The following is a 17,710-nucleotide window of genomic DNA, read 5'->3' as shown; positions in this document are numbered from 1 at the left end:
TCTGATCAGCGTTCCACTTCATAAACAAGGCTAACCCAGTGTGCAATGCGCAAGCTCTTCATCTCGTTTCTCCAGCCTGAAGCCTCGCGCAATGCGCAAGCTGGCGGAGACAGCGTTACCCGGAGCGACTCGGGCGCTGAGTTTATTGATTCCGAAGGCCCCGGGAATGATGGACAGGGCATTGTCGAGCATTGCTCCGCCGATTCCTCGTCCCCATTTATCTGCCGATACTCAGAAGCCGAGCTCCACACAGGCTTCTTGGCGGGTGGAAAACACGATGCCGACGGGCTTCGTTTGCCTCAGTTGCTACGAACCAGCGCGATGCTCCCACAAGGTCCAGCGGTTCTTGTTCAAGGGCTTCGCGAACGCAGGCCGTGATAGTTTGCCGTTCCTACGGTTGCCCATAACCAATAAAGCGGACTGCTCGTTCGTCCGTGGCCATCGTGGCAATGAAGTCTGTGTCTGCATTCGTGAATGGAAGCAGGGTGATTGAGGAAGGAAGCAACATCCCGACCCTTTTGATGTCGAAGAATTAAACTACCCATGGAAACAAGAACTTTCCCAAAACACCAAGCCAGCGCAGAATCTGGTGCTTCTGCGACCAGAGGCGGCAGTACTGTCAGCAGCAATCACAAGACTAGATTAACAACATGATTACCGCTGGATTTGCCCGCGTCAGGGGCTTAGTGCCGCACGCCCGGCAACGGGTAACTAGGATTTTGCCGATTTCTTCTTTGCTTGACGTTCGCCACCGCCGGGGCGCGCGGCCAGCACGTCTGCGGCCACGGAGAGCAGCGCGGGAAGGATATAGCGGGCGAGCGTGGCCAGCACGAAGAGGGTCAGCGATCCCTCGGGGGCCTGCGCGGCGGCCAGCGCCAGGAAGCCAAAGCCGAGCCCGCTGGCCAGGCCCACGATCCAGCCGGCGGCACCGCGCGGGCGCAGGATGAACCAGCCGGTGAGGGCCACCAGCGGAAGGATCAGGCCCAAGGTGTGGAAGTAGCCGGTGTAGGCGCCGGTCAGATCGAGCGCGGAGACAAAGAACCAGTCGCCGTATTCCACGCTGCCCAGCACCGGGAGCTTGAGCAGCAGATCGAGCAGGAAGCTAAGCATGATGATTCCGATGCCGAAGATTTTTGCCGCACGGGTGATTGGCAACAACCAAAAAGTGGCAAGTACCAGGCAGCGCAGCACCCAGAGGCTGACTACTACCAAGGCGTTCGAACCTAAGACCAGATGGGTCATGGCTAGCGCGGTGTTGCCGGCCAGTCCGAGGATCACCGCGAACCAGATGAAGATGGACAGGGCTGAAAGCTGCATGCGGGGTTTGTTCTCGGTCACCGAATCAAGTGTAGTCAGCGCGGCTGTGTACTGGCTATATTGGCGGTTTAGAGTTCCAGTTTGAGCGCCTTGCGCAGGGTCAGCGCCCCGCCGGTGTGCATCACCGCACGGCGGTAGATCCGTTCGGCGAACAAGATAGTGAACCAGCAGGTAGCCAGCGTAAGGGCCAGTGAGATGAGCGGTTCAACCAGTGAGACTTCACCGCCGAGCAGGCGGATTGGCATCGCGACGGAGGAAACAATTGGCACATAGGAGGCGATGACCAAAAATCCGTCCTTGGCGTAGATTCCGATGAACAGCACCGCCATCAACACACCGACTACCGGCCCAGAGGATTGTTGGAGGTCTTCGGTACGGCTGGCTAGTGCTCCCAGCGTCGCCCAGATTCCGGCGAGGACCAGGAACCCGACAAGGAAGAAGGCCACAAACCAGCCGGCTACTTGCGAGACGACTCCAAGGAACGGGATCTGAACTGGTGATAGATAGGCGGCGAACAGGCCCACGGAGAGAAAGAGCAGCAGCTGGGCCAGCGCGAGAATCACGTTACCCAAGATTTTGCCCGCAAGCAGCTGACGCAGATTGATCGCGCCGGCGAGGATCTCCACTACCCGGTTTTGTTTTTCTTCGATCACCGAGTTGGCTATCGGCATGCCGAAGATGAGTGCTGACATATAGAACAAGAAGGAGAAGAGGAACGCCATAGCCTTGATCATGGAGGCACGTTCGGCGTCCCCATGCATTTGGGTGACCGTTAGTGCACCGTCGCCCGGTAGCTGATCTGCGTTCAGCCCGGCCGAAGTGAGCAGTCGCGCGGTCAACACCTTCTCGGTGGCTTCGCGCAGCGCCCCATGGAGTTTGTCCGGGACTTCATCGGATCCGGTGAGCGTAAATTTATTTGCTGGGCCCTGGCTCAGCGTGGCATCAAGCTCCCCAACATCAAGTTGCGCGGTGGCATCATCGGCCGGTAGCTGTTCGACGTTGATTTTCAGCTGGTCTTCGGCGTCCGAGGCCGCTTGGTTGAGGACGGTGAGACTGGCCTGATCGGTGGCCGCCACCGAAAACTGCGTGGTGCGTGTGGCGAGAAATCCGGTAACGGCGATCGAACCGATGATCAGCAACAGCGTGACCAGGGTGGAGATGATGAAGGCCTTGTCGCGCAGCTTCGTTTCGACTTCGCGCAGGGTGACGATCAGCCAGGCGGGGGTGGGGCGGGTGTTCATGCGATGATCTCCCGGTAGATATCCGCCAGCGCGGGACGGTGCAGGGCGAATTCGGTGACCGTGCCGCGGGAGAGCGCGTGGGCCAGCACGCGTTGCGCGTCGCCTGGCGTGCCGAAGCTGACCAGGGCGTGCTGCCCGGAGAGGTCGATCACCTCGACCCCCGGCTCGGTGCGCAGCCAGCCGGCGTCGGCGCCCAGGGCCAGTCGGTGCCTGCTGGCTTGGGCGGTGCGCAGCTCGCTGGCCGGGGCGTTGGCCAGGATTCTGCCTTCCTGGATGATGACCAGGTGGTCCACCAGGGTATCGAGCAGATCCAGCTGGTGCGAGGAGAAGAGCACCGGGACGCCGCGGGCTGCGTAGTCGCGCAGGATGGAGCTCATCGCGTCCACCGCCAGCGGGTCCAGCCCGCTGAAGGGTTCGTCGAGCACCAGCACGTCGGGTTCGTGCAGCAGCGCGGCGGCCACCTGCACGCGCTGCTGGTTGCCCAGCGAGAGGGCCTCCAGCTTGGATTTGGCCCGCTCGGCCAGGCCGAAGCGGGCCAGCAGGTCCATTGCGCGGGTGCGCGCGGTGCCGCGGGCCAGCCCGTGGAGCTGACCGAGGTAGATCAGCTGGTCGATCACCGGCTGCTTGGGATACAGCCCGCGTTCCTCTGGCATGTAGCCGAAGTTGGGGCGGGTGGGCGCGTCCAGGGCGGCCCCGTCCAGGGTGAGCCGGCCGCCGTGGGCGTTGAGCAGTCCCATGATGATGCGCATGGTGGTGGTCTTCCCGGCGCCGTTGGCGCCGACGAAGCCGGTCAGCGCCCCGCGCGGCACGGTGAAGCTCACCTCGTCCAGGACCTTGGTCCCGGCAAAGGACCGGGTGATCTGCTGAAGTTCGAGCATGCTCGGCCTTTCTGGCTGGGGAATCTCTTCGCTTGCCTTCCAGCTTAGGCAGGCCGGGGCGGATCCGCCTGATGCTTGGGGATGAAACTATTGGATGAGCCCGGCCCGGTGGGCGTAGAGGGCCGCCTGGACGCGGTCGCGCAGGTGCAGCTTGGCCAAGAGGTTGGACAGGTGGGTTTTCACTGTCGCCTCGGACAGGGCCAGCAGGGCGGCGATCTCCTGGTTGTTTTTGCCGCTGGCCAGCGCGGTGAGCACCTGGCGTTCGCGGGCGGTCAGCGCGTGCAGCGCCGCGCTCTCTGCGCCCGGTGCCGGGGTGCCGGGGCGCGCGCTGGTCTTGCGGGTGATGAGCTTGAGTGTGGCCTCCGGGGAGAGCAGCGCGTATCCGGCGTGGATCTGGTGGATCGCGTTGAGCAGCAGTTCCGGTTCGGCGTTTTTCAGCAGGAAGCCGCTGGCCCCGGCATCGAGCGCGTCGAAGAGGTAGTCCTCGCGGTCGAAGGTGGTCAGCACGATGATCTTGGTGTCCACGGTGCCCGCCAGCTGTGCGGTGGCCGCGATGCCGTCCAATGCGGGCATCTGGATGTCCATCAGCGCGACATCCGGGGTGCGGGTGCTGATCAGCTCCACGGCTTCGGTGCCGTTGGCGGCGGTGCCGATGACCAGCAGCTGCGGATCGGTTTCCAGGATGAGCTTCAGCGAGGAGCGGATCAGTGGCTGGTCATCGCAGATCACGACGGTAATTTGGCTCATGGGCTTAGCCTAGTTCCCTTCGGGGGATCCGGGCAGGCGCAGCCGGGCGCGGGTGCGCCAGCCGCGCGGGGTGCGCGGGCCGATCTCCACCAGCCCGTGGTGCAGCGCGGCGCGTTCGCGGATGCCGCGCAGCCCGAAGCCGCTGCCGGCGCTGTCCGGGCGGGGGGCTCCCTCGTCGGTGACTTCCACCTCCACCCAGGATCCCTGCGCGTCGGTTCCGGAGCGCAGCGCGAGCGTGGCGGCGCGGGCGGTGGAGTGCCGGCGCACATTGGCCAGCGCCTCCCCGCAGATGCGGTAGAGGGCCAGCGAGAGGCCGGGGGCCAAGGAGGCGAAGAAGTCCGGGGCGTGCTCGTCCGTCGAGAGCTGCACGCCCAGTCCGTGCGCGGCGTTCTGCTCGAGCAGCCCGGGCAGCGCCGCCAGCGAGGGCTCCGGGGCGCGGGCGGCGGAATTGCCGGTCCCGGGATCCTGCGGGGACTGCTCGCGCAGCACGCCGAGCAGCGAACGGGTTTCGGCCACCGCGCTGCGTGCCGAGGATTCGATGCCGCGCATCAGTTCGATGGCCTGGGCCGGATCGCGGTCCTGGACCAGCCGGGCGGCGGAGGCCTGGACTCCGACGGAGGCGATGTGGTGGGCGATGACGTCGTGCAGCTCGCGGGCGATGCGCAGGCGTTCGGCGTTTACCGCGCGCTCCGCGAGCTCTTCGGCCTGGGCGGCGATGCGCGCGGCCTGGACGAGCACCAGGGATTTGGCGTAGGAATTGGACCAGCTGGTCAGCCCCAGGAAGATCGCTCCGCCGAAGAAGAGCACGTTGATCAGGAAGCTGTACAGCGGCAGGGCCAGCTCTTCGGGGATCGAGCCCATCGGGTTTTCGACCAGCAGCCGGTTCGCCGCCGAATACAGGTCGCCGGTGAAGAAGGAGAGGACCAGCCACACCGCCATGCTCAGCAGCACCAGGGCCATCGCGGTCCACAGCCCGCGGCGGTTGCGGGCCCAAGCCACGGCCGTGTACAGGCCCAGGAAGTAGGCCAGCTGGGCGCAGAACTGCATGACGATGGTGGCTGTGGCGGGGGAGCTGCCGATCAGGAAGGCGGCCGAAGAGATGAGCATCATCGTGATCGGCCAGCGACGGCGGAACATCAGCGGCAGGATCAGGGCCGCGAGCAGGGCGAAGGCCAGCGGCCGCTCGGCGCTTTTGCCCGTCTCGGTCAGCGAGAGCACCAGTTCCAGCATGAGCAGCGCCAGCAGGTAGAAGCCCAGCGCCACCGCGATGTCGCGGCGCAACGCGGTTGCCGAGGGTGCCTCGCGTTCCCAGTCGGCCGGTGGCAGCGAGGGGACCTGGCGGTGCAGCAGCTGCGAAAGGCGGTGCATAGTTCTTCCTGTTCGGTGCATTCGTTGCGGGTGCGAGGGCTCTTCCGCACTGGACTTTACCCGCCGACCGGGCCCGGGTGAATGCGCCTTGGGGATTACGCCATTTGTCTTGGCGTGCCGGGTGGGGCTTGGCCAATTAAGTTACTGAGCGGTAATGTGATCTCATGCACATGATTTTTCGCATCCTGCTGATGCTGCTCCAAGGCAAAAAAGCCCCGAGGCTGTCCATGCTCGACTCCGGAACCCTCCAGATGCGCGCGACGCTGACCGATATCGACTTCGCCGGGCATATCAACAACGGCATGTACTTCTCGATCTTCGATCTGGGCCGCTTCGATCTGATGTTCCGCTCCGGGGCCTGGAAGGTGATCCGCGAGCACAAATGGAGCCCGGTGGTGCAGGCCGAAACCATGACCTTCCGGAAGTCGGTGAAGCTCGGGGTGAAGTTCACCCAAGAGACCCGGGTGCTGGGCATGGATGAGCGCTGCATCTACTTCGAGCAGCGCATCGTGGTGGCCGGCGAAATCTATGCCCGCGGCTATATCGCCACGCGCATGACCTCGAAAACCGGGCCGGTGCCCAATGAGCAGATCCTTGCCGCGCTCGGGCTGAGCATGCCCGAAGACCGCGTGCTCCCCGAATGGGTCGCCCGTTGGCGGGCGGAAAGCGCCCTGCCCGGCGCGCGCAAGCCCGCTCCGCACTCCTGGATCAGCTAGGCGCCGCGGCGCGCGGCGTCCAGGAACCGGGCGATCAGCTCCGGGTCCTTGACTCCGCGGGCGGACTCGACCCCGGAGGAGACATCCGCGCCGCTGGCCGCGGACTCGGCGAGTGCCGCGGCCACATTCTCCGCGGACAAGCCGCCGGCCACCAGCCAGTTGCGCCCGGCCGCGAGGGTGCGCACCTTTGCGTAGTCCCAGCTTTCCCCGCTGCCGGGGACCGCGGCGTCGATCAGCAAGAAGTCCTCTCCCCAGTCCTCGAATGCCTCGGGCTGCGCGTCCATGCGCACCGCGCGGATCACCCGGAATCCGGCCGCGCGCACCGCTTGCACCTCTGCGCGGCGCCGTTCCCCGTGCAGCTGGATCCAGCCGAGCCCGGCGGCGGAGGTGCGCGCGATGGCCGTTGCGGTATCCTCATCGCGGAACACCGCCACGGTGGCCACCTTGCTGGGGACTTGCGCGGCGAGTGCTGCCGCCAGTTCCGGGGAGACCTGACGCGGCGAATTGGTCAGCACGAAGCCCAGCGCGTCCGCCCCGTGCTCCAGCGCGATCGCCACGTCATGCTCCGTGGCCAGGCCGCAGATCTTCACAAACGGGCGGGCGCTCATCGAGTGGCCTCCGCGCTGGCCTGCGGGTCGCTCAGATGCGTGGGGGTGTAGCCGCCGGGCGCGTTGGCGCGGATCTCAAGCAGCTCCCGGGCGTGCTCCCAGAGCCGGGAGTCCTCCGCGCTGACCGGCACCCAGGTTTCTACCGGCACCGCCGTGCCGGTGTCGTCGCGGGCGACCAGCACGGTCAGGCAGTAGGTGGTCAGCTCCATCTGGTTGGTTTTCGGATCCCCGGAGCGCACGTGCACCGCGATGTGCATGCCCTTGGAGCCGGTATAGACCAGCCGGGCCTCGACCTCGACCAGATGGCCGATGAGCAGCGGGCGGTAGAAGCGCACGCCGCCGGAGAACACCGCGACGGTGTCCCGCCCGGCGTAGCGGCTGGCGCACAGGGCGGCCGCCTCGTCGATCCACTTCATCACGATGCCGCCGTGCACCTTGCCGCCCCAGTTCACGTCGGTGGGCGCGGCGAGGAAGCGCAGGGTCACCCGCGGCGCGGTGCCGGCGTCGGTATAGGACTGGTCGTTCATCGACTCGACGATGCGTTCGCGGATCTCGATGCGCGCCAACGCATTCTGCCGCAGCTGCAGCTCGCGCGGGGTGCCCGGGGTGAAGGAGGGCACTTTGGTCGGTTTGCCCCGCTCATCCACCGCCACGAAGATCACCAGGCAGGTGGAGGAGGTGACCGGGCGCAGCTCGCGCGGATCGGAGAAGGACACCTCGGTGCGGATATGCATGGAGCTGGTGCCGGTGTAGACCACCGAGGCGGTGACCTCCACCAGGTCCCCGGAATGGATCGGATCCGCAAAGTGGATATTTCCCACGTAGGCGGTCACGCAGTAGCTGGCGGACCAGCCCACCGCGGCGGCGTAGGCGGCCTTATCCACCCATTCGAGCACCGTGCCGGCGGCCACCGTTCCGGTGATCCCCACATCCGTGGGCGCTGCGAGGAAGCGAAGGGTCACCGAATGCGGCCGGCTGGCCGTTTGCAGAGCAGTCATTTGTCTAGTTTCCCCCGCGCGGGCGCCGGTTGCCAACCTATGACGCCGGGCTTTCGACTTAGGATGGAGGGGTGCGTAGGGTCTTTGGAATTTTTTCGGCATCCACCGCGGCGGTGGTCTGCCTCGGGTTGCTCTCGGCCATCGGTGCCATCGGGCTGGCGGTGCTCATCGGGCGCGCCATCGATTCGCTGCGCGCGGATCAGCCCTTGGACGTCGGCTGGTATGTGGCGGTGGGGTACGAACTGCTGCTGGTGGCCGCCGCGGCGCTGCTTACCCCGGTGCTCATCGCCCGCTCCGGGCGCAAGCTCGGAGCGCTGCAGCGCCACCAGCTGGTGCGCCACTATTTGGCCATCGGCCCGTTGGCGGTGCGCCGGCTCGGCGAGGGCGAACTGGTCGATGCCGCCATGGACGCGGTCGATCGCTCGGTGCGCTTCCGCACCGGCTTCATGGGTCCGGCCATCTGCGCGGTGGCCACCCCGGTGCTGGTGCTGCTCGGCATCGTGTTTTTCATCGATCCGCTCAGCGCCTTGATTCTGCTGCTGCCCACCATGCTGGTCCCGGTGCTGGTCATCGGCTTCCAAAGGCTTTTCCGCGGTTCTTCGGGCGAGTACCGCCGGGCCCAAGGGCTGCTCTCGGCCACCTTCCTCGACGGGTTGCGGGCGCTGACCATGCTCAAGCTCAACGGCGGGGCATCCTGGATGGGGCAGCGCATCGCGGTGGCCAGCGAAAGGGTGCGCCAGCAGGTGATGAAACTGCTGGCGCGGAACCAGCTGGTGCTGCTGGTGATCGACGCGAGCTTCGCGGTGCTGCTGCTGGCCACCGCCGCGCTGCTTGCCTGGTGGCGGGTGGGCAGCCTGGCGATCACCCCCGGGGAGGGGGCCGCCCTGGTGCTGCTCAGCTTCCTGATGCTCGCCCCGGTGAACTACGTGGGCAGCTTCTTCTACATCGGGATGACCGGCAAGGCGGCCGAGCAGAAAATTGAGAGCTTCATGGACACCGAGCGGCACCGTGCGGCGGCGAATCCGCTGCGCGTCGACCTGCGCGCCGACGCCTTGCAGCTGCTGGATCTGGGGGCCGGATATGAGGGGCACCCCGCGGCGCTGGAGCAGCTGAACTTCAGTTTCCCCGCCGGCTCGAAGACCGCGGTGATCGGGGCCTCGGGCAGCGGCAAAACCACCTTGCTGCGCGTGCTGCAGGGGCAGCTGGAGACCACCGCCGGGATCATCCACGACGGGCACCAGGCTTTGGGCCCGGCCACGCTGCGCTCGAATACGGCGGTGGTGGAACAGGGCACAACGCTCTTCGGGATCAGCCTGCGCGAGAACCTGCTGCTTGCCGCGCCGCAGGCCAGCGACGAAAAGCTGCGCGCGATGCTGCGCCGCGCCGGGTTGGCGCCGTGGTTCGCGCAGCAGGAAGCGGGGCTGGACACGGTGCTTGGCGAGGGCGGCGCAACGCTGTCCGGGGGCCAGGCCCAACGCCTGGCCATCGCCCGCGCGCTGCTGGCCGAGCGGCCCATCCTGCTGCTCGACGAGCCGACCAGCTCGCTGGATGTGCAGACCGAAGCCGAGGTGCTGGACACCCTGCGCGAGGTGGCGGCGGGGCTCACGGTCATCACCGTGACCCACCGCTTGGGGCTGCTCGCCGACTACGACCAGGTGCTGGTCCTGGATCGGGGGCGGATCGTGCAAGCCGGGTCCCGGGAGGAACTGCTGGGCACCGAGGGGTACCTGAAAACGGCGATGGAGAATTTCGGCCAGCGCGTCGCAGCGCTGGGCAGCCAACGCGGGAACGGGGCGAAATGATGAAACCGCACGGCCAGCAGCCAAGCAGCCTCGCCAGCGCCCGGTGGCTGATCGCCCAAACCCGGGACCTGCTGCCGCCGGTGCTGCTTGCCTGCCTGCTCGCCTGCCTCACCCGACTGGTCGCCTTGGCCATCTATCTCTTTGCCGGGCTGGGGCTGGTGGCGGCCATCGGCCTTCAGCTGCCCGCCGGGCTGCCGCGGCTTCCCTTCGGCCTGCTGGTGGCGGCGATTATCCTCGCCGGCCTGTGCAAGGGAGGGCTGCGCTATGCCGAACAGTATGTGGGGCACAGGCTCGCCTTCCTGGCCCTGGCCAGGCTGCGTTCAACCATGTACGAGGCCTACCAGCGGCAGGCGCCCTTCGCGGCGGCCAGCAAGAATTCCGGATCCATGCTGGCCAAGGCCACCCGCGATATCGACAAGGTGGAGGTATTCTTCGCGCATACCCTGCCGCCGGCCGCGGCAGCGCTGCTGGTCAGCGGCGCGGTGCTGGGCTGCGTCTACCAGGTCTTTGGCGGCACCGCGACGCTGATCCTCGCCGGCGGCTATCTGCTGGTCGGACTGCTGCTGCCGCTGCTCGGGGTCGGCGCGCTGCGCCAGGCGGCTGGCAGCGCCGCACAGGTGCGCGGCAGCCAGAACCGGATCATCATCGAATCCCTGGCGGGCATCGAAGTGCTCCACGCCTTCGGCGCCGGTGGGCGGATGCTCAAGCGCATGGATGAGGCCGGAGCGGCGGATACCCGGGAAGCCCACCGGGCCAGCTGGGTGACCGGGCTGCGCGCGGCGCTGAGCCAGATCGTCATCTGGGGCAGCGCGCTGGCCCTGCTGCTCACCGATTCCGTCCAAGGCACGGCGGCCACGATCATCCTGGTGGTGATCGCGGTCCCTTCCTTCGAGCCGGTGCGCGCCGTGGACGGGTTCGTGCTGGGGCTGCAGGACTCCCTGGCGAGCGCTCGCCGATTGTTCGCCACCGCCAGCGCGCCACCGGCCGTGGCCGAGCCGAGCGAGGCGGGGGACCTGCCGGATACCGGGACGCTGAACGTCCAAGACCTCACCGTGCGGCACGGGCAGCGCGAAGTGGTGCAGCAGGTGGACTTCACGGTGGAGCCCGGGGAACTGGTGGCGCTGGTGGGCGCCTCGGGCTCCGGGAAATCCTCCATCACCGCCGCGCTGGTCCGGGCGCTGCCGGCCGGCGGAAGGCTCAGCTTTGGCGGGGCCGCCCTGGATGCGGTACCGCTCCAGGCGCTGCGTTCGCGCATCGTGGTGGTCTCCCAGGAGGCGGTGATGGTCCGCGGCACGGTCCGCGAAAATCTGCTCTTGGGCACCACCGGAACTACCGACGAGGAGCTCCGCGCGGTGCTTGAGGAGCTGGGTCTGGGCGAATGGCTGGAGCAGCAGCCGCAGGGCCTGGACACCCGGCTGGCAGATCGTTCCACCAGGCTTTCCGGCGGCCAGCGCCAGCGCTTGGCCCTGGCGCGCGCCCTGCTGCGGCACCCGGCGCTGCTGGTTATGGACGAATCGACCAGCGCACTGGATGCCGCGAGCGAAGCCCTGGTGCTGAAGGCGATAAATGAGCGCCGCGGATACGGGATGGGGGTGCTGATGATCAGCCACCGCCTTTCCATCGTGCAAGAGGCCAGCGAGGTGCTGGTGCTGCGCGAGGGGCGGGTGGTCGAAACCGGTTCCCCCCAACAGCTGCTGGCCGATGGCACCAGCGAGTTCTACCAGATGGTGCTGCGCGAAAACGATCGGATCGATACCGGGGGCTAATCCCTGACAAGTCCCGGTGCAGGCAGTAGGGTCGAAAACATGATGCGAATAGTAGTGATTCTGTTCCTGTTCGTGCTCGCCGCCGGGTTTGTGCTCACGGCGCTGCTGGCGGGAACTTCCGGCAACTGGGTGTGGTGGATCCTGGTGGCGCTCACCGCGGTGCTGGTGGCCGTGGGGATCCGGGACATGACGCAGAAACGGCATGCGATCCTGCGCAACTTCCCCATTCTGGGACATGCCCGCTACCTGTTCGAATTCATCCGCCCGGAGATCCAGCAGTACTTCATCGAGCGGAACACCGACGGCACGCCCTTTGACCGCGACACCCGCTCGATGATCTACGCCCGGGCCAAGGGCGCCGACAGCCACAAGGCTTTCGGCACCGAGCTGAAGGTGAACGAGGTCGGCCACGAATACCTGCTGCATTCAAGCGCGCCGGTGGCTCCGAGCAAGGAGCAGCACCGGGTGGAAATCGGTTCGAGCCAGTGCGCCCAGCCCTATGAGATGTCGCTGCTGAACATCTCCTCGATGAGCTTCGGGTCGCTCTCGGCCAACGCGGTGCTGGCGATGAACAAGGGCGCGGCCATGGGGGATTTTGTCCACGAGACCGGCGAGGGCGGGCTGACCAAATACCATCTGGAGCACGGTGCGGACCTCTTCTGGGAGATCGGTTCGGGCTACTTCGGCTGCCGCACCCCCGAAGGCCGGTTCAACCCCGAGACCTTTGCGCAGAAGGCCAACCTCCCGCAGGTCAAGGGCATCACCATCAAGATGTCGCAGGGTGCAAAGCCCGGACTCGGCGGGGTGCTTCCGGCGGCGAAGGTGACCGCGGAAATCTCCGAGGCCCGCGAGGTGCCGATGGGCCAGGACTGCATTTCCCCGGCGAGCCACGCCGAATTCTCTACCCCGCGCGAACTGCTGGCCTTCGTTTCAAAGCTGCGCAAGCTCTCCGGCGGCAAACCGGTGGGAATCAAATTCTGCGTCGGTTCACGCACCGATGTGATGGCGATCTGCAAGGCCATGATCGAAACCGGGGTGCTGGTTGACTTCATCACCGTGGACGGTGCCGAAGGCGGCACCGGCGCCGCACCCCTGGAGTACGAAGACCATGTGGGGACACCCCTGACCGAGGGGCTGATGCTGGTCCACAACGTGTTGATGGGCGCCGGGCTGCGCCACGAAATCCGCCTGGCGGCGGCAGGGAAGATCGCCAACGGCTCGGATATCGTCAAGCGCCTGATCCAGGGCGCGGACTTCGCCTTTTCCGCCCGGCCGATGATGATGGCCACCGGCTGCATCCAGGCGCAGAAGTGCCATACGAACCACTGCCCGGTTGGCGTAGCGACGCAGAACAAGCGGCTCATGCGCGCCTTGGACGTCGAGGACAAGGGCCACCGGGTGTACAACTACCACCGGCTGACGGTCACCGAGGCGGGACAGATCATGGCGTCCATGGGCCTGCACGGTCCGGACCAGCTGAACACCCGGATGCTGCGGCGCCGGGTGAATCTCCAGTCGACCCGCTCCTACGCCTCGCTGTTCCACTGGCTGCAGCCCGGCGAGCTGCTGGAGAATCCTCCGGCCTCGTGGCGGGATGACTGGCAGGAGGCGGACGCGGATCACTTCGGCGAACACGCCCCGGTGCATTTCGGCCTCCCGAGCAGTGTGGCGCTGGCCCCGGCCCGCCGGCTCAGTGAACCCGGCGAAGCGGTGAAGGCCACGCGCGTGGAGCCGCGCGATTCGCAGAAGGTCCATCCGGTGCCCAGCGATGTCACCCGGCCCGAAGGCCAGCCAGGGTCCTGAACCGAAGCTACTCGCCCATGAGCGCCAGCAGCGCGGCGGCGTTGACCTCGCGCGGCGCTGCGGGTTGCCAGCTGGGATTCCGGTCCTTGTCGATGACCTGGGCGCGGATGCCTTCGGCCAGGTCGGGCTGGTGCATCAGGTGCTCCGCCAGGCGCAGCTCCCGGTCCAGGGCGCCGCGCAGGTTCTGCTCGGCGCGGGCCGCACGCACCGCATGGAACGCCGCGGCCACGCTGGTCGGGGAGTTCGCGGATATCATCTCGGCCGCGCGGCGCGCGCCGGGGTGGACCATGGACTGCAATCGTTCCAGGACCGCGTCCGGGCTCTCGGCGCCGAAGGCGTAATCGATCCAGCCCTGTTCGATTTCCAGCCGACGGGATTCGGGAACCGCGTGGAGCACCTCGAAGGCCGCGGCGATCTCCGCGGCGCCCAGGCCGATCAGGTCATCGAGCTCATCAACTATGGACGCGGCGAGGGATTCGCTAATGACCGCGTCGGCGAAACCCAGGAAGACCGCGTCCGCGCCGCTGAAGGAAGTGGCCGTCATGGCGAAGTATTCGCCGAAGTGCCCCGGCGCGTTGGCCAGCAGGTGGCTTCCGCCAACATCCGGGGTGTAGCCGATGCGCGCTTCGGGCATGGCCAGCTTCGCGTCGGCGGTGACCAGGCGCACCGGTGCGTGGCTGGCCAGGCCGATGCCGCCGCCCATGGTGATCCCGTGGGCCAGCGTAATCAGCGGCTTGGGGTAGACCGAAATCAAGTGGTCGGTGCGGAACTCCAGGGCGAGCAGTTCCAGGAAGTCCGCGTGCCGGCCACCGGTGATCGCGGCATGGAAGTCGGCGATATCTCCTCCGGCGCAGAACCCCCGCTCGCCGCGTCCGGTGAGCAAAACGAGCCCGATCTTCGGGTCCTCGGCCCACAGCTGCAGGACCCGGTGCAGCTCTTGGAGCATGGACAAGGTCAAGGCGTTGAGTTTGCCCGGACGGTTCAGTTCAAGATGTCCTACCGGTCCGTGCACGGACGCTACGACTAGTTCTTCCACGATCGCCCTTTCCGAGGCTGCCTACCGATAACCGCTTTCCAGCCTAGTCGGAAAGGATCTGCGTGAGCCGGTCCAAAACGAGGGCAACCTTGGGCTTCTTCGAATTCTCCGGCTTCAAGGCGAAAATCGAGCGGGCGAGCCGGATTTCCGGTGCATCGACAATACGCAGGCCCGCGGGGGCCTGGGTCATGGCCAGATCCGGCACCAAGGCGGCGCCGAGGCCCGAGGAGACTAGATTCAGCGACGCGTTAAAATCGTCGCAGTAGGCCGCGACCTGCGGGTGGATGTTGTACGAGGCGAAGAGCCGGGAGATCAAGGTGGCGTCCGAGGTGCCCGGGTGGTGGAAGATCCACGGCCATTCGGCGAGCTGGTCCACGGTCAGCTGGGCGTCGTCTGCGATCGGCCACGAGGCCGGGATGACCACGCGGAACTGGTCATCGCCCAGCCAGGCGCGTTCCAGAGAGGCGGGCCAGCTCAGCCCGCCGGGTCCCACCTGGAAGATGAGCGCGAGGTCCAGGTCCCCGCCGTTGCCCAGGCCGGCGACGGTTTGCTGGGGTTCGCCGATCCACAGGCGCAAATTGATGCCCAGGGAGTTCCAGTCTTCGCTGGTCAGCAGCTTGGGCAGCGCGTAGGTGGCCAGGGACGGGAAGATGCCGAGCTTGATCTCCTCACGGTCTGTGGAATCCGTGGAGATGGTCGCTACGTCGGCCATCAGGGCGTCGAGGTCGGTGAGCACGCGCTTGGCGTGGCGCACCATGCGCAGTGCCCCGGGCGTGGGGGTGATGGAGCGGGCGCCACGCAGGAACAACGTGGTTCCGGTGCTGCGTTCTAAGGCGGTCATCTGTTGGGAGACGGCGCTGGCAGTGTAGCCCAGCCGGGTTGCGGCCGTGGCAAAGGAACGATGCGCCACCACTTCGAGCAGGGTGCGCAGATGAACTGGATTGATCACTTCTAAAGTCTAAACGCTGAAGCCTAAGGGCTGCTTAGTCAGTGAGCTAGTCCTCATCTTCGTCGGCGTTGGATTCTTCGGTGAATTCGTTATCCAGCTGCGCCTCGGTTTCCAGATCGTCATCGAGCAGGTAGGCGCGGGTGGCCAACGGGTCGATGTTCCGCATCGTTTCGGGCGAATCGCTGGAGCCCTCATAGGCTTGCGAATCGCGGCCGTCGTCGGGCTCGTAGATGTCGTTCCCGTATTCGGGTGCGAAGTCGGTTGGTTCGAAATCCTTGGTCATCACGTACTCCTCCACAGAATGCGAGGGACCCGACGAGAGCCGGGGGCATCCCTCATGACTTCTCGTAATCACAGCCTAGGCCGGGAAGGCGCACAAGGAAAGACTTGTATTTTCGCGCTGCTCAGTGATTGTGTTCGGCGTAGTGCTCCAGCAGCGGAGCGGCCCGGTAGGCCAGGTGGGTGTGGAGTGCGAAGGTGGTTTCGGACCGGGTGACACCCTTGATCCGCAGGATCTGCCGCAGCCCCGACTGCAACTGGTGGGTATCGGTAGCGATCAGCCGCACCCAGACATCTCCACGGCCGGAGGTTTCGTGGATTTCCAGCACGTTGGGAATCTGCCGCAGCGAGGTCACCACGGTATCGAGGTCGCGGTGCAGCACCTCCAAGGTGACGAAGGCCAGTACGTCGTAGCCGAGCTTGGCCAGGTCGAGGTCGCGGCCGCCTTCGCGCAGCACATCCGCGCGCTGCAGGCGGCGGAGGCGCGACTGGGCGGTGTTGCGGGCCACGCCGACCTCGTCGGCGAGATCCGAGATCTGGATCCGCGGATCGCGGATCAACGCCAAGAGAATTTTCAGATCCACGTCATCCAAACGCACCATTTGCTCACTCCTAGGACCCGCGGGGGCCAAGTTTTTGACTATTTTGCTCAAACTCTAACAACTTTAGAGCCGAAGCGTCCTTCTTTGGCGGATATTTATGAGTGAACGATCTAGATCAGTAGACATTTTCTTACAGATCGCTCAACTAGCCGGTGGGGTAGCGAGCAACCCCACCGCTAAAAACTTTTGAGTGCAACAACCTGGCGACATCCTTTGGACCACCCGCCTTTTGGGAGACCCCATGTCGGTAATCAGCGAACTGCGCATGCAGCCGGCTCGGCTCAGGCCGCTGACCTGGAATCCGGGCACTACCACGCGGCTGAGCATCACCGTGCTGGTGAGCTTCACCTTGCTGGTGGGCGCGAATTTGGCGACGCCGCTCTACCCGCAGCTGCAGGCCGATCTCTCCCTGGGCGCCATGGGGACCACCATCGCCTTCGCCAGCTACGTCTGTTCGCTGATGTTCTTCCTGTCCATCGTGGGCCACTGGTCCGATCACATCGGCCGCCGGGCCGCGCTGGTGCTTGCCATCATCATCTCGCTGGTGGGCACGCTGAGCTTCGGTGCTGCCTCAAACCTGTGGGAACTGTGCCTCGGGCGAGGCCTGCAGGGGGCCGGGGTGGCCCTGGCCACCGGAGCCAGCGCCGCGGCGCTGCGCGAGCTGCTGCCGCATAAGCCCGAATGGGCCTCGCGCTTCACCCTGCTGGCCTCCTCCGGGGGCGTGGCCTTCGGCCCCTTGCTCGGCGGCGTGCTGGCCTTGCTGCCCGGCGGGCGGACCACGGTGTTCACCGTGCAAGCGGTGCTGCTGCTCGTGACGCTCATTCCATTGGTCGCGCTGCAGGCGCGCCCGGCCATTGCCATGGCCGAGCGCGGGCAACGGCACCGCGCGCTGGCCCCGCGCCGGCTGGGGATCCCACGCGAGGCGCGCGCCAAATTCTGGATGGGCGCGCTGGTCGGATTCTTGAGCTTTGCCGTGTTCGGTTTCACCTTGTCCTTGGCCCCGGGCTATTTCGCGCAGGTTTTCGAGCTGACCTCGCTGCCGATGATCGGGCTGGTTGCGGGACTTCCCTTGGGAATCTCGGCGCTGTCCCAGGTGGTGATCCGCGGCGGCCAGCGCCTGCTGCCGCTCGGCCTGATGCTGCTGGCCGCCAGCACCATTGGCCTGGTGGTGGCCGCCGAGCTCGGCTCGCTCTGGTTGGCGATGCTGGCGCTGGCGCTGATCGGCCTGGGGCAGGGGATCGCGTTCCGGACCGCGTTCAGCGGCGCGGTGAATGCCGTGGCGGCTTCCTGGCACGCCCAGACCGTGTCGACCATCTACCTGGTGACCTACCTCGGCAGCGCGCTGCCGGTGATCGTCTTGGGCTGGGCGGTGGGGGTCTATGGCCAGGAACTGAGCATTCTGGTCTTCAGCGTGCTCTGCGCGCTGCTGGCGCTGCTGCTCACCGGGTGGTCCGTGGCCTCGTTGGCGAAGGACCGCGCCGCTCGGGCATAGCCTGGAATCGCTGAGTGCTTCCGCCTTTCCGCCCGGCCACTGAGTCCGCTTGCCCACGTGGGCGTTAAAACAGAAGCGATCCACCCCGGAATCCTGCCACGCACCGCT

17 protein-coding genes are annotated in these 17,710 nt (G+C 66.3%); 5 read left to right on the top strand and 12 right to left on the bottom strand.

From position 1 onward, the window contains the following. Nucleotides 1-30 precede the first annotated feature (30 nt). The 6 genes from ACT3TP_RS12225 to ACT3TP_RS12200 form a co-directional block, all read right to left on the bottom strand. Nucleotides 31-192 (bottom strand): hypothetical protein, encoded by a 162-nt coding sequence (locus ACT3TP_RS12225; protein WP_444620685.1) that lies wholly within the window; start codon nt 190-192, stop codon nt 31-33. Nucleotides 193-711: 519 nt separating this feature from the next. Further along, nucleotides 712-1,338, bottom strand: coding sequence for a hypothetical protein (locus ACT3TP_RS12220; protein ID WP_444620684.1), 627 nt, complete (start codon nt 1,336-1,338; stop codon nt 712-714). Between the two features lie 47 nt (nt 1,339-1,385). After that, entirely contained in the window at nt 1,386-2,558 is a 1,173-nt protein-coding gene (locus ACT3TP_RS12215; protein ID WP_444620683.1) for an ABC transporter permease, read from the bottom strand. Continuing rightward, on the bottom strand, nt 2,555-3,436 hold the full coding sequence (locus ACT3TP_RS12210; RefSeq protein ID WP_444620682.1) for an ABC transporter ATP-binding protein: 882 nt from the start codon (nt 3,434-3,436) through the stop codon (nt 2,555-2,557). The genes ACT3TP_RS12215 and ACT3TP_RS12210 overlap by 4 nt, the downstream gene beginning before the upstream one ends. Nucleotides 3,437-3,523: 87 nt before the next feature. Continuing rightward, a complete protein-coding gene (locus ACT3TP_RS12205; protein WP_444620681.1) occupies nt 3,524-4,183 on the bottom strand; it encodes a response regulator in 660 nt (219 codons plus the stop codon). A gap of 9 nt (nt 4,184-4,192) precedes the next feature. After that, nucleotides 4,193-5,551, bottom strand: a complete 1,359-nt coding sequence (locus ACT3TP_RS12200) for an ATP-binding protein (RefSeq protein ID WP_444620680.1) — start codon at nt 5,549-5,551, stop codon at nt 4,193-4,195. Nucleotides 5,552-5,715: 164 nt separating this feature from the next. On the opposite strand from ACT3TP_RS12200, the gene ACT3TP_RS12195 reads away from it, so the two are divergent. Then, a complete protein-coding gene (locus ACT3TP_RS12195; protein ID WP_444620679.1) occupies nt 5,716-6,267 on the top strand; it encodes an acyl-CoA thioesterase in 552 nt (183 codons plus the stop codon). Here the strand turns inward: ACT3TP_RS12195 and ACT3TP_RS12190 are convergent. Continuing rightward, complete coding sequence (locus ACT3TP_RS12190) at nt 6,264-6,875, bottom strand: phosphoribosylanthranilate isomerase (protein ID WP_444620678.1); 612 nt, start codon at nt 6,873-6,875, stop codon at nt 6,264-6,266. The genes ACT3TP_RS12195 and ACT3TP_RS12190 overlap by 4 nt on opposite strands. Then, the gene (locus tag ACT3TP_RS12185) at nt 6,872-7,873 is read right to left on the bottom strand and encodes an acyl-CoA thioesterase (RefSeq protein WP_444620677.1); all 1,002 of its coding nucleotides are present in this window, start codon (nt 7,871-7,873) and stop codon (nt 6,872-6,874) included. The genes ACT3TP_RS12190 and ACT3TP_RS12185 overlap by 4 nt, the downstream gene beginning before the upstream one ends. A gap of 71 nt (nt 7,874-7,944) precedes the next feature. On the opposite strand from ACT3TP_RS12185, the gene ACT3TP_RS12180 reads away from it, so the two are divergent. From ACT3TP_RS12180 to ACT3TP_RS12170, 3 genes are read left to right on the top strand one after another with little or no spacing between them, the layout of a single operon-like run. Next, entirely contained in the window at nt 7,945-9,675 is a 1,731-nt protein-coding gene (locus tag ACT3TP_RS12180) for an ABC transporter ATP-binding protein/permease (protein WP_444620676.1), read from the top strand. After that, nucleotides 9,672-11,441, top strand: coding sequence for an amino acid ABC transporter ATP-binding/permease protein (locus tag ACT3TP_RS12175; RefSeq protein WP_444620675.1), 1,770 nt, complete (start codon nt 9,672-9,674; stop codon nt 11,439-11,441). Before ACT3TP_RS12180 ends, ACT3TP_RS12175 begins: the two co-directional genes overlap by 4 nt. Nucleotides 11,442-11,480: 39 nt before the next feature. After that, the gene (locus ACT3TP_RS12170) at nt 11,481-13,244 is read left to right on the top strand and encodes an FMN-binding glutamate synthase family protein (protein WP_105554515.1); all 1,764 of its coding nucleotides are present in this window, start codon (nt 11,481-11,483) and stop codon (nt 13,242-13,244) included. A gap of 7 nt (nt 13,245-13,251) precedes the next feature. On the opposite strand, the gene ACT3TP_RS12165 is transcribed toward ACT3TP_RS12170, so the two are convergent. From ACT3TP_RS12165 to ACT3TP_RS12150, 4 genes are all read right to left on the bottom strand, one after another. Further along, complete coding sequence (locus tag ACT3TP_RS12165; protein WP_444620674.1) at nt 13,252-14,280, bottom strand: enoyl-CoA hydratase/isomerase family protein; 1,029 nt, start codon at nt 14,278-14,280, stop codon at nt 13,252-13,254. 43 nt (nt 14,281-14,323) lie between these two features. Then, nucleotides 14,324-15,229 (bottom strand): LysR family transcriptional regulator, encoded by a 906-nt coding sequence (locus tag ACT3TP_RS12160; RefSeq protein ID WP_096286746.1) that lies wholly within the window; start codon nt 15,227-15,229, stop codon nt 14,324-14,326. Between the two features lie 46 nt (nt 15,230-15,275). Then, nucleotides 15,276-15,512: a hypothetical protein gene (locus tag ACT3TP_RS12155; RefSeq protein WP_096286748.1), complete on the bottom strand. Its 237-nt coding sequence runs from the start codon at nt 15,510-15,512 to the stop codon at nt 15,276-15,278. A gap of 121 nt (nt 15,513-15,633) precedes the next feature. Continuing rightward, on the bottom strand, nt 15,634-16,110 hold the full coding sequence (locus ACT3TP_RS12150) for an Lrp/AsnC family transcriptional regulator (protein WP_096286750.1): 477 nt from the start codon (nt 16,108-16,110) through the stop codon (nt 15,634-15,636). Between the two features lie 241 nt (nt 16,111-16,351). Here ACT3TP_RS12150 and ACT3TP_RS12145 point away from each other — a divergent pair, with 241 nt between their 5' ends. Next, a complete protein-coding gene (locus ACT3TP_RS12145; RefSeq protein WP_444620673.1) occupies nt 16,352-17,602 on the top strand; it encodes an MFS transporter in 1,251 nt (416 codons plus the stop codon). The last annotated feature ends 108 nt before the right edge of the window (nt 17,603-17,710 follow it).

The sequence above is a fragment of the Glutamicibacter sp. AOP38-B1-38 genome (genome assembly GCF_052377485.1).
In the GTDB taxonomy this organism is placed as follows: domain Bacteria; phylum Actinomycetota; class Actinomycetes; order Actinomycetales; family Micrococcaceae; genus Glutamicibacter.
This window is presented reverse-complemented; position numbering and strand designations above follow the sequence as displayed.

Bases quoted from the DNA above. Each gene is read 5' to 3' on its own strand.
- ACT3TP_RS12175 (WP_444620675.1), top strand. From the start codon at position 9,672: ATGATGAAACCGCACGGCCAGCAGCCAAGCAGCCTCGCCAGCGCCCGG.
- ACT3TP_RS12170 (WP_105554515.1), top strand. From the start codon at position 11,481: ATGATGCGAATAGTAGTGATTCTGTTCCTGTTCGTGCTCGCCGCCGGG.
- ACT3TP_RS12190 (WP_444620678.1), bottom strand. From the start codon at position 6,875: ATGAGCGCCCGCCCGTTTGTGAAGATCTGCGGCCTGGCCACGGAGCAT.
- ACT3TP_RS12200 (WP_444620680.1), bottom strand. From the start codon at position 5,551: ATGCACCGCCTTTCGCAGCTGCTGCACCGCCAGGTCCCCTCGCTGCCA.
- ACT3TP_RS12195 (WP_444620679.1), top strand. From the start codon at position 5,716: ATGCACATGATTTTTCGCATCCTGCTGATGCTGCTCCAAGGCAAAAAA.
- ACT3TP_RS12225 (WP_444620685.1), bottom strand. From the start codon at position 192: ATGCTCGACAATGCCCTGTCCATCATTCCCGGGGCCTTCGGAATCAAT.
- ACT3TP_RS12155 (WP_096286748.1), bottom strand. From the start codon at position 15,512: ATGACCAAGGATTTCGAACCAACCGACTTCGCACCCGAATACGGGAAC.
- ACT3TP_RS12150 (WP_096286750.1), bottom strand. From the start codon at position 16,110: ATGGTGCGTTTGGATGACGTGGATCTGAAAATTCTCTTGGCGTTGATC.
- ACT3TP_RS12215 (WP_444620683.1), bottom strand. From the start codon at position 2,558: ATGAACACCCGCCCCACCCCCGCCTGGCTGATCGTCACCCTGCGCGAA.
- ACT3TP_RS12145 (WP_444620673.1), top strand. From the start codon at position 16,352: ATGTCGGTAATCAGCGAACTGCGCATGCAGCCGGCTCGGCTCAGGCCG.
- ACT3TP_RS12205 (WP_444620681.1), bottom strand. From the start codon at position 4,183: ATGAGCCAAATTACCGTCGTGATCTGCGATGACCAGCCACTGATCCGC.
- ACT3TP_RS12185 (WP_444620677.1), bottom strand. From the start codon at position 7,873: ATGACTGCTCTGCAAACGGCCAGCCGGCCGCATTCGGTGACCCTTCGC.
- ACT3TP_RS12210 (WP_444620682.1), bottom strand. From the start codon at position 3,436: ATGCTCGAACTTCAGCAGATCACCCGGTCCTTTGCCGGGACCAAGGTC.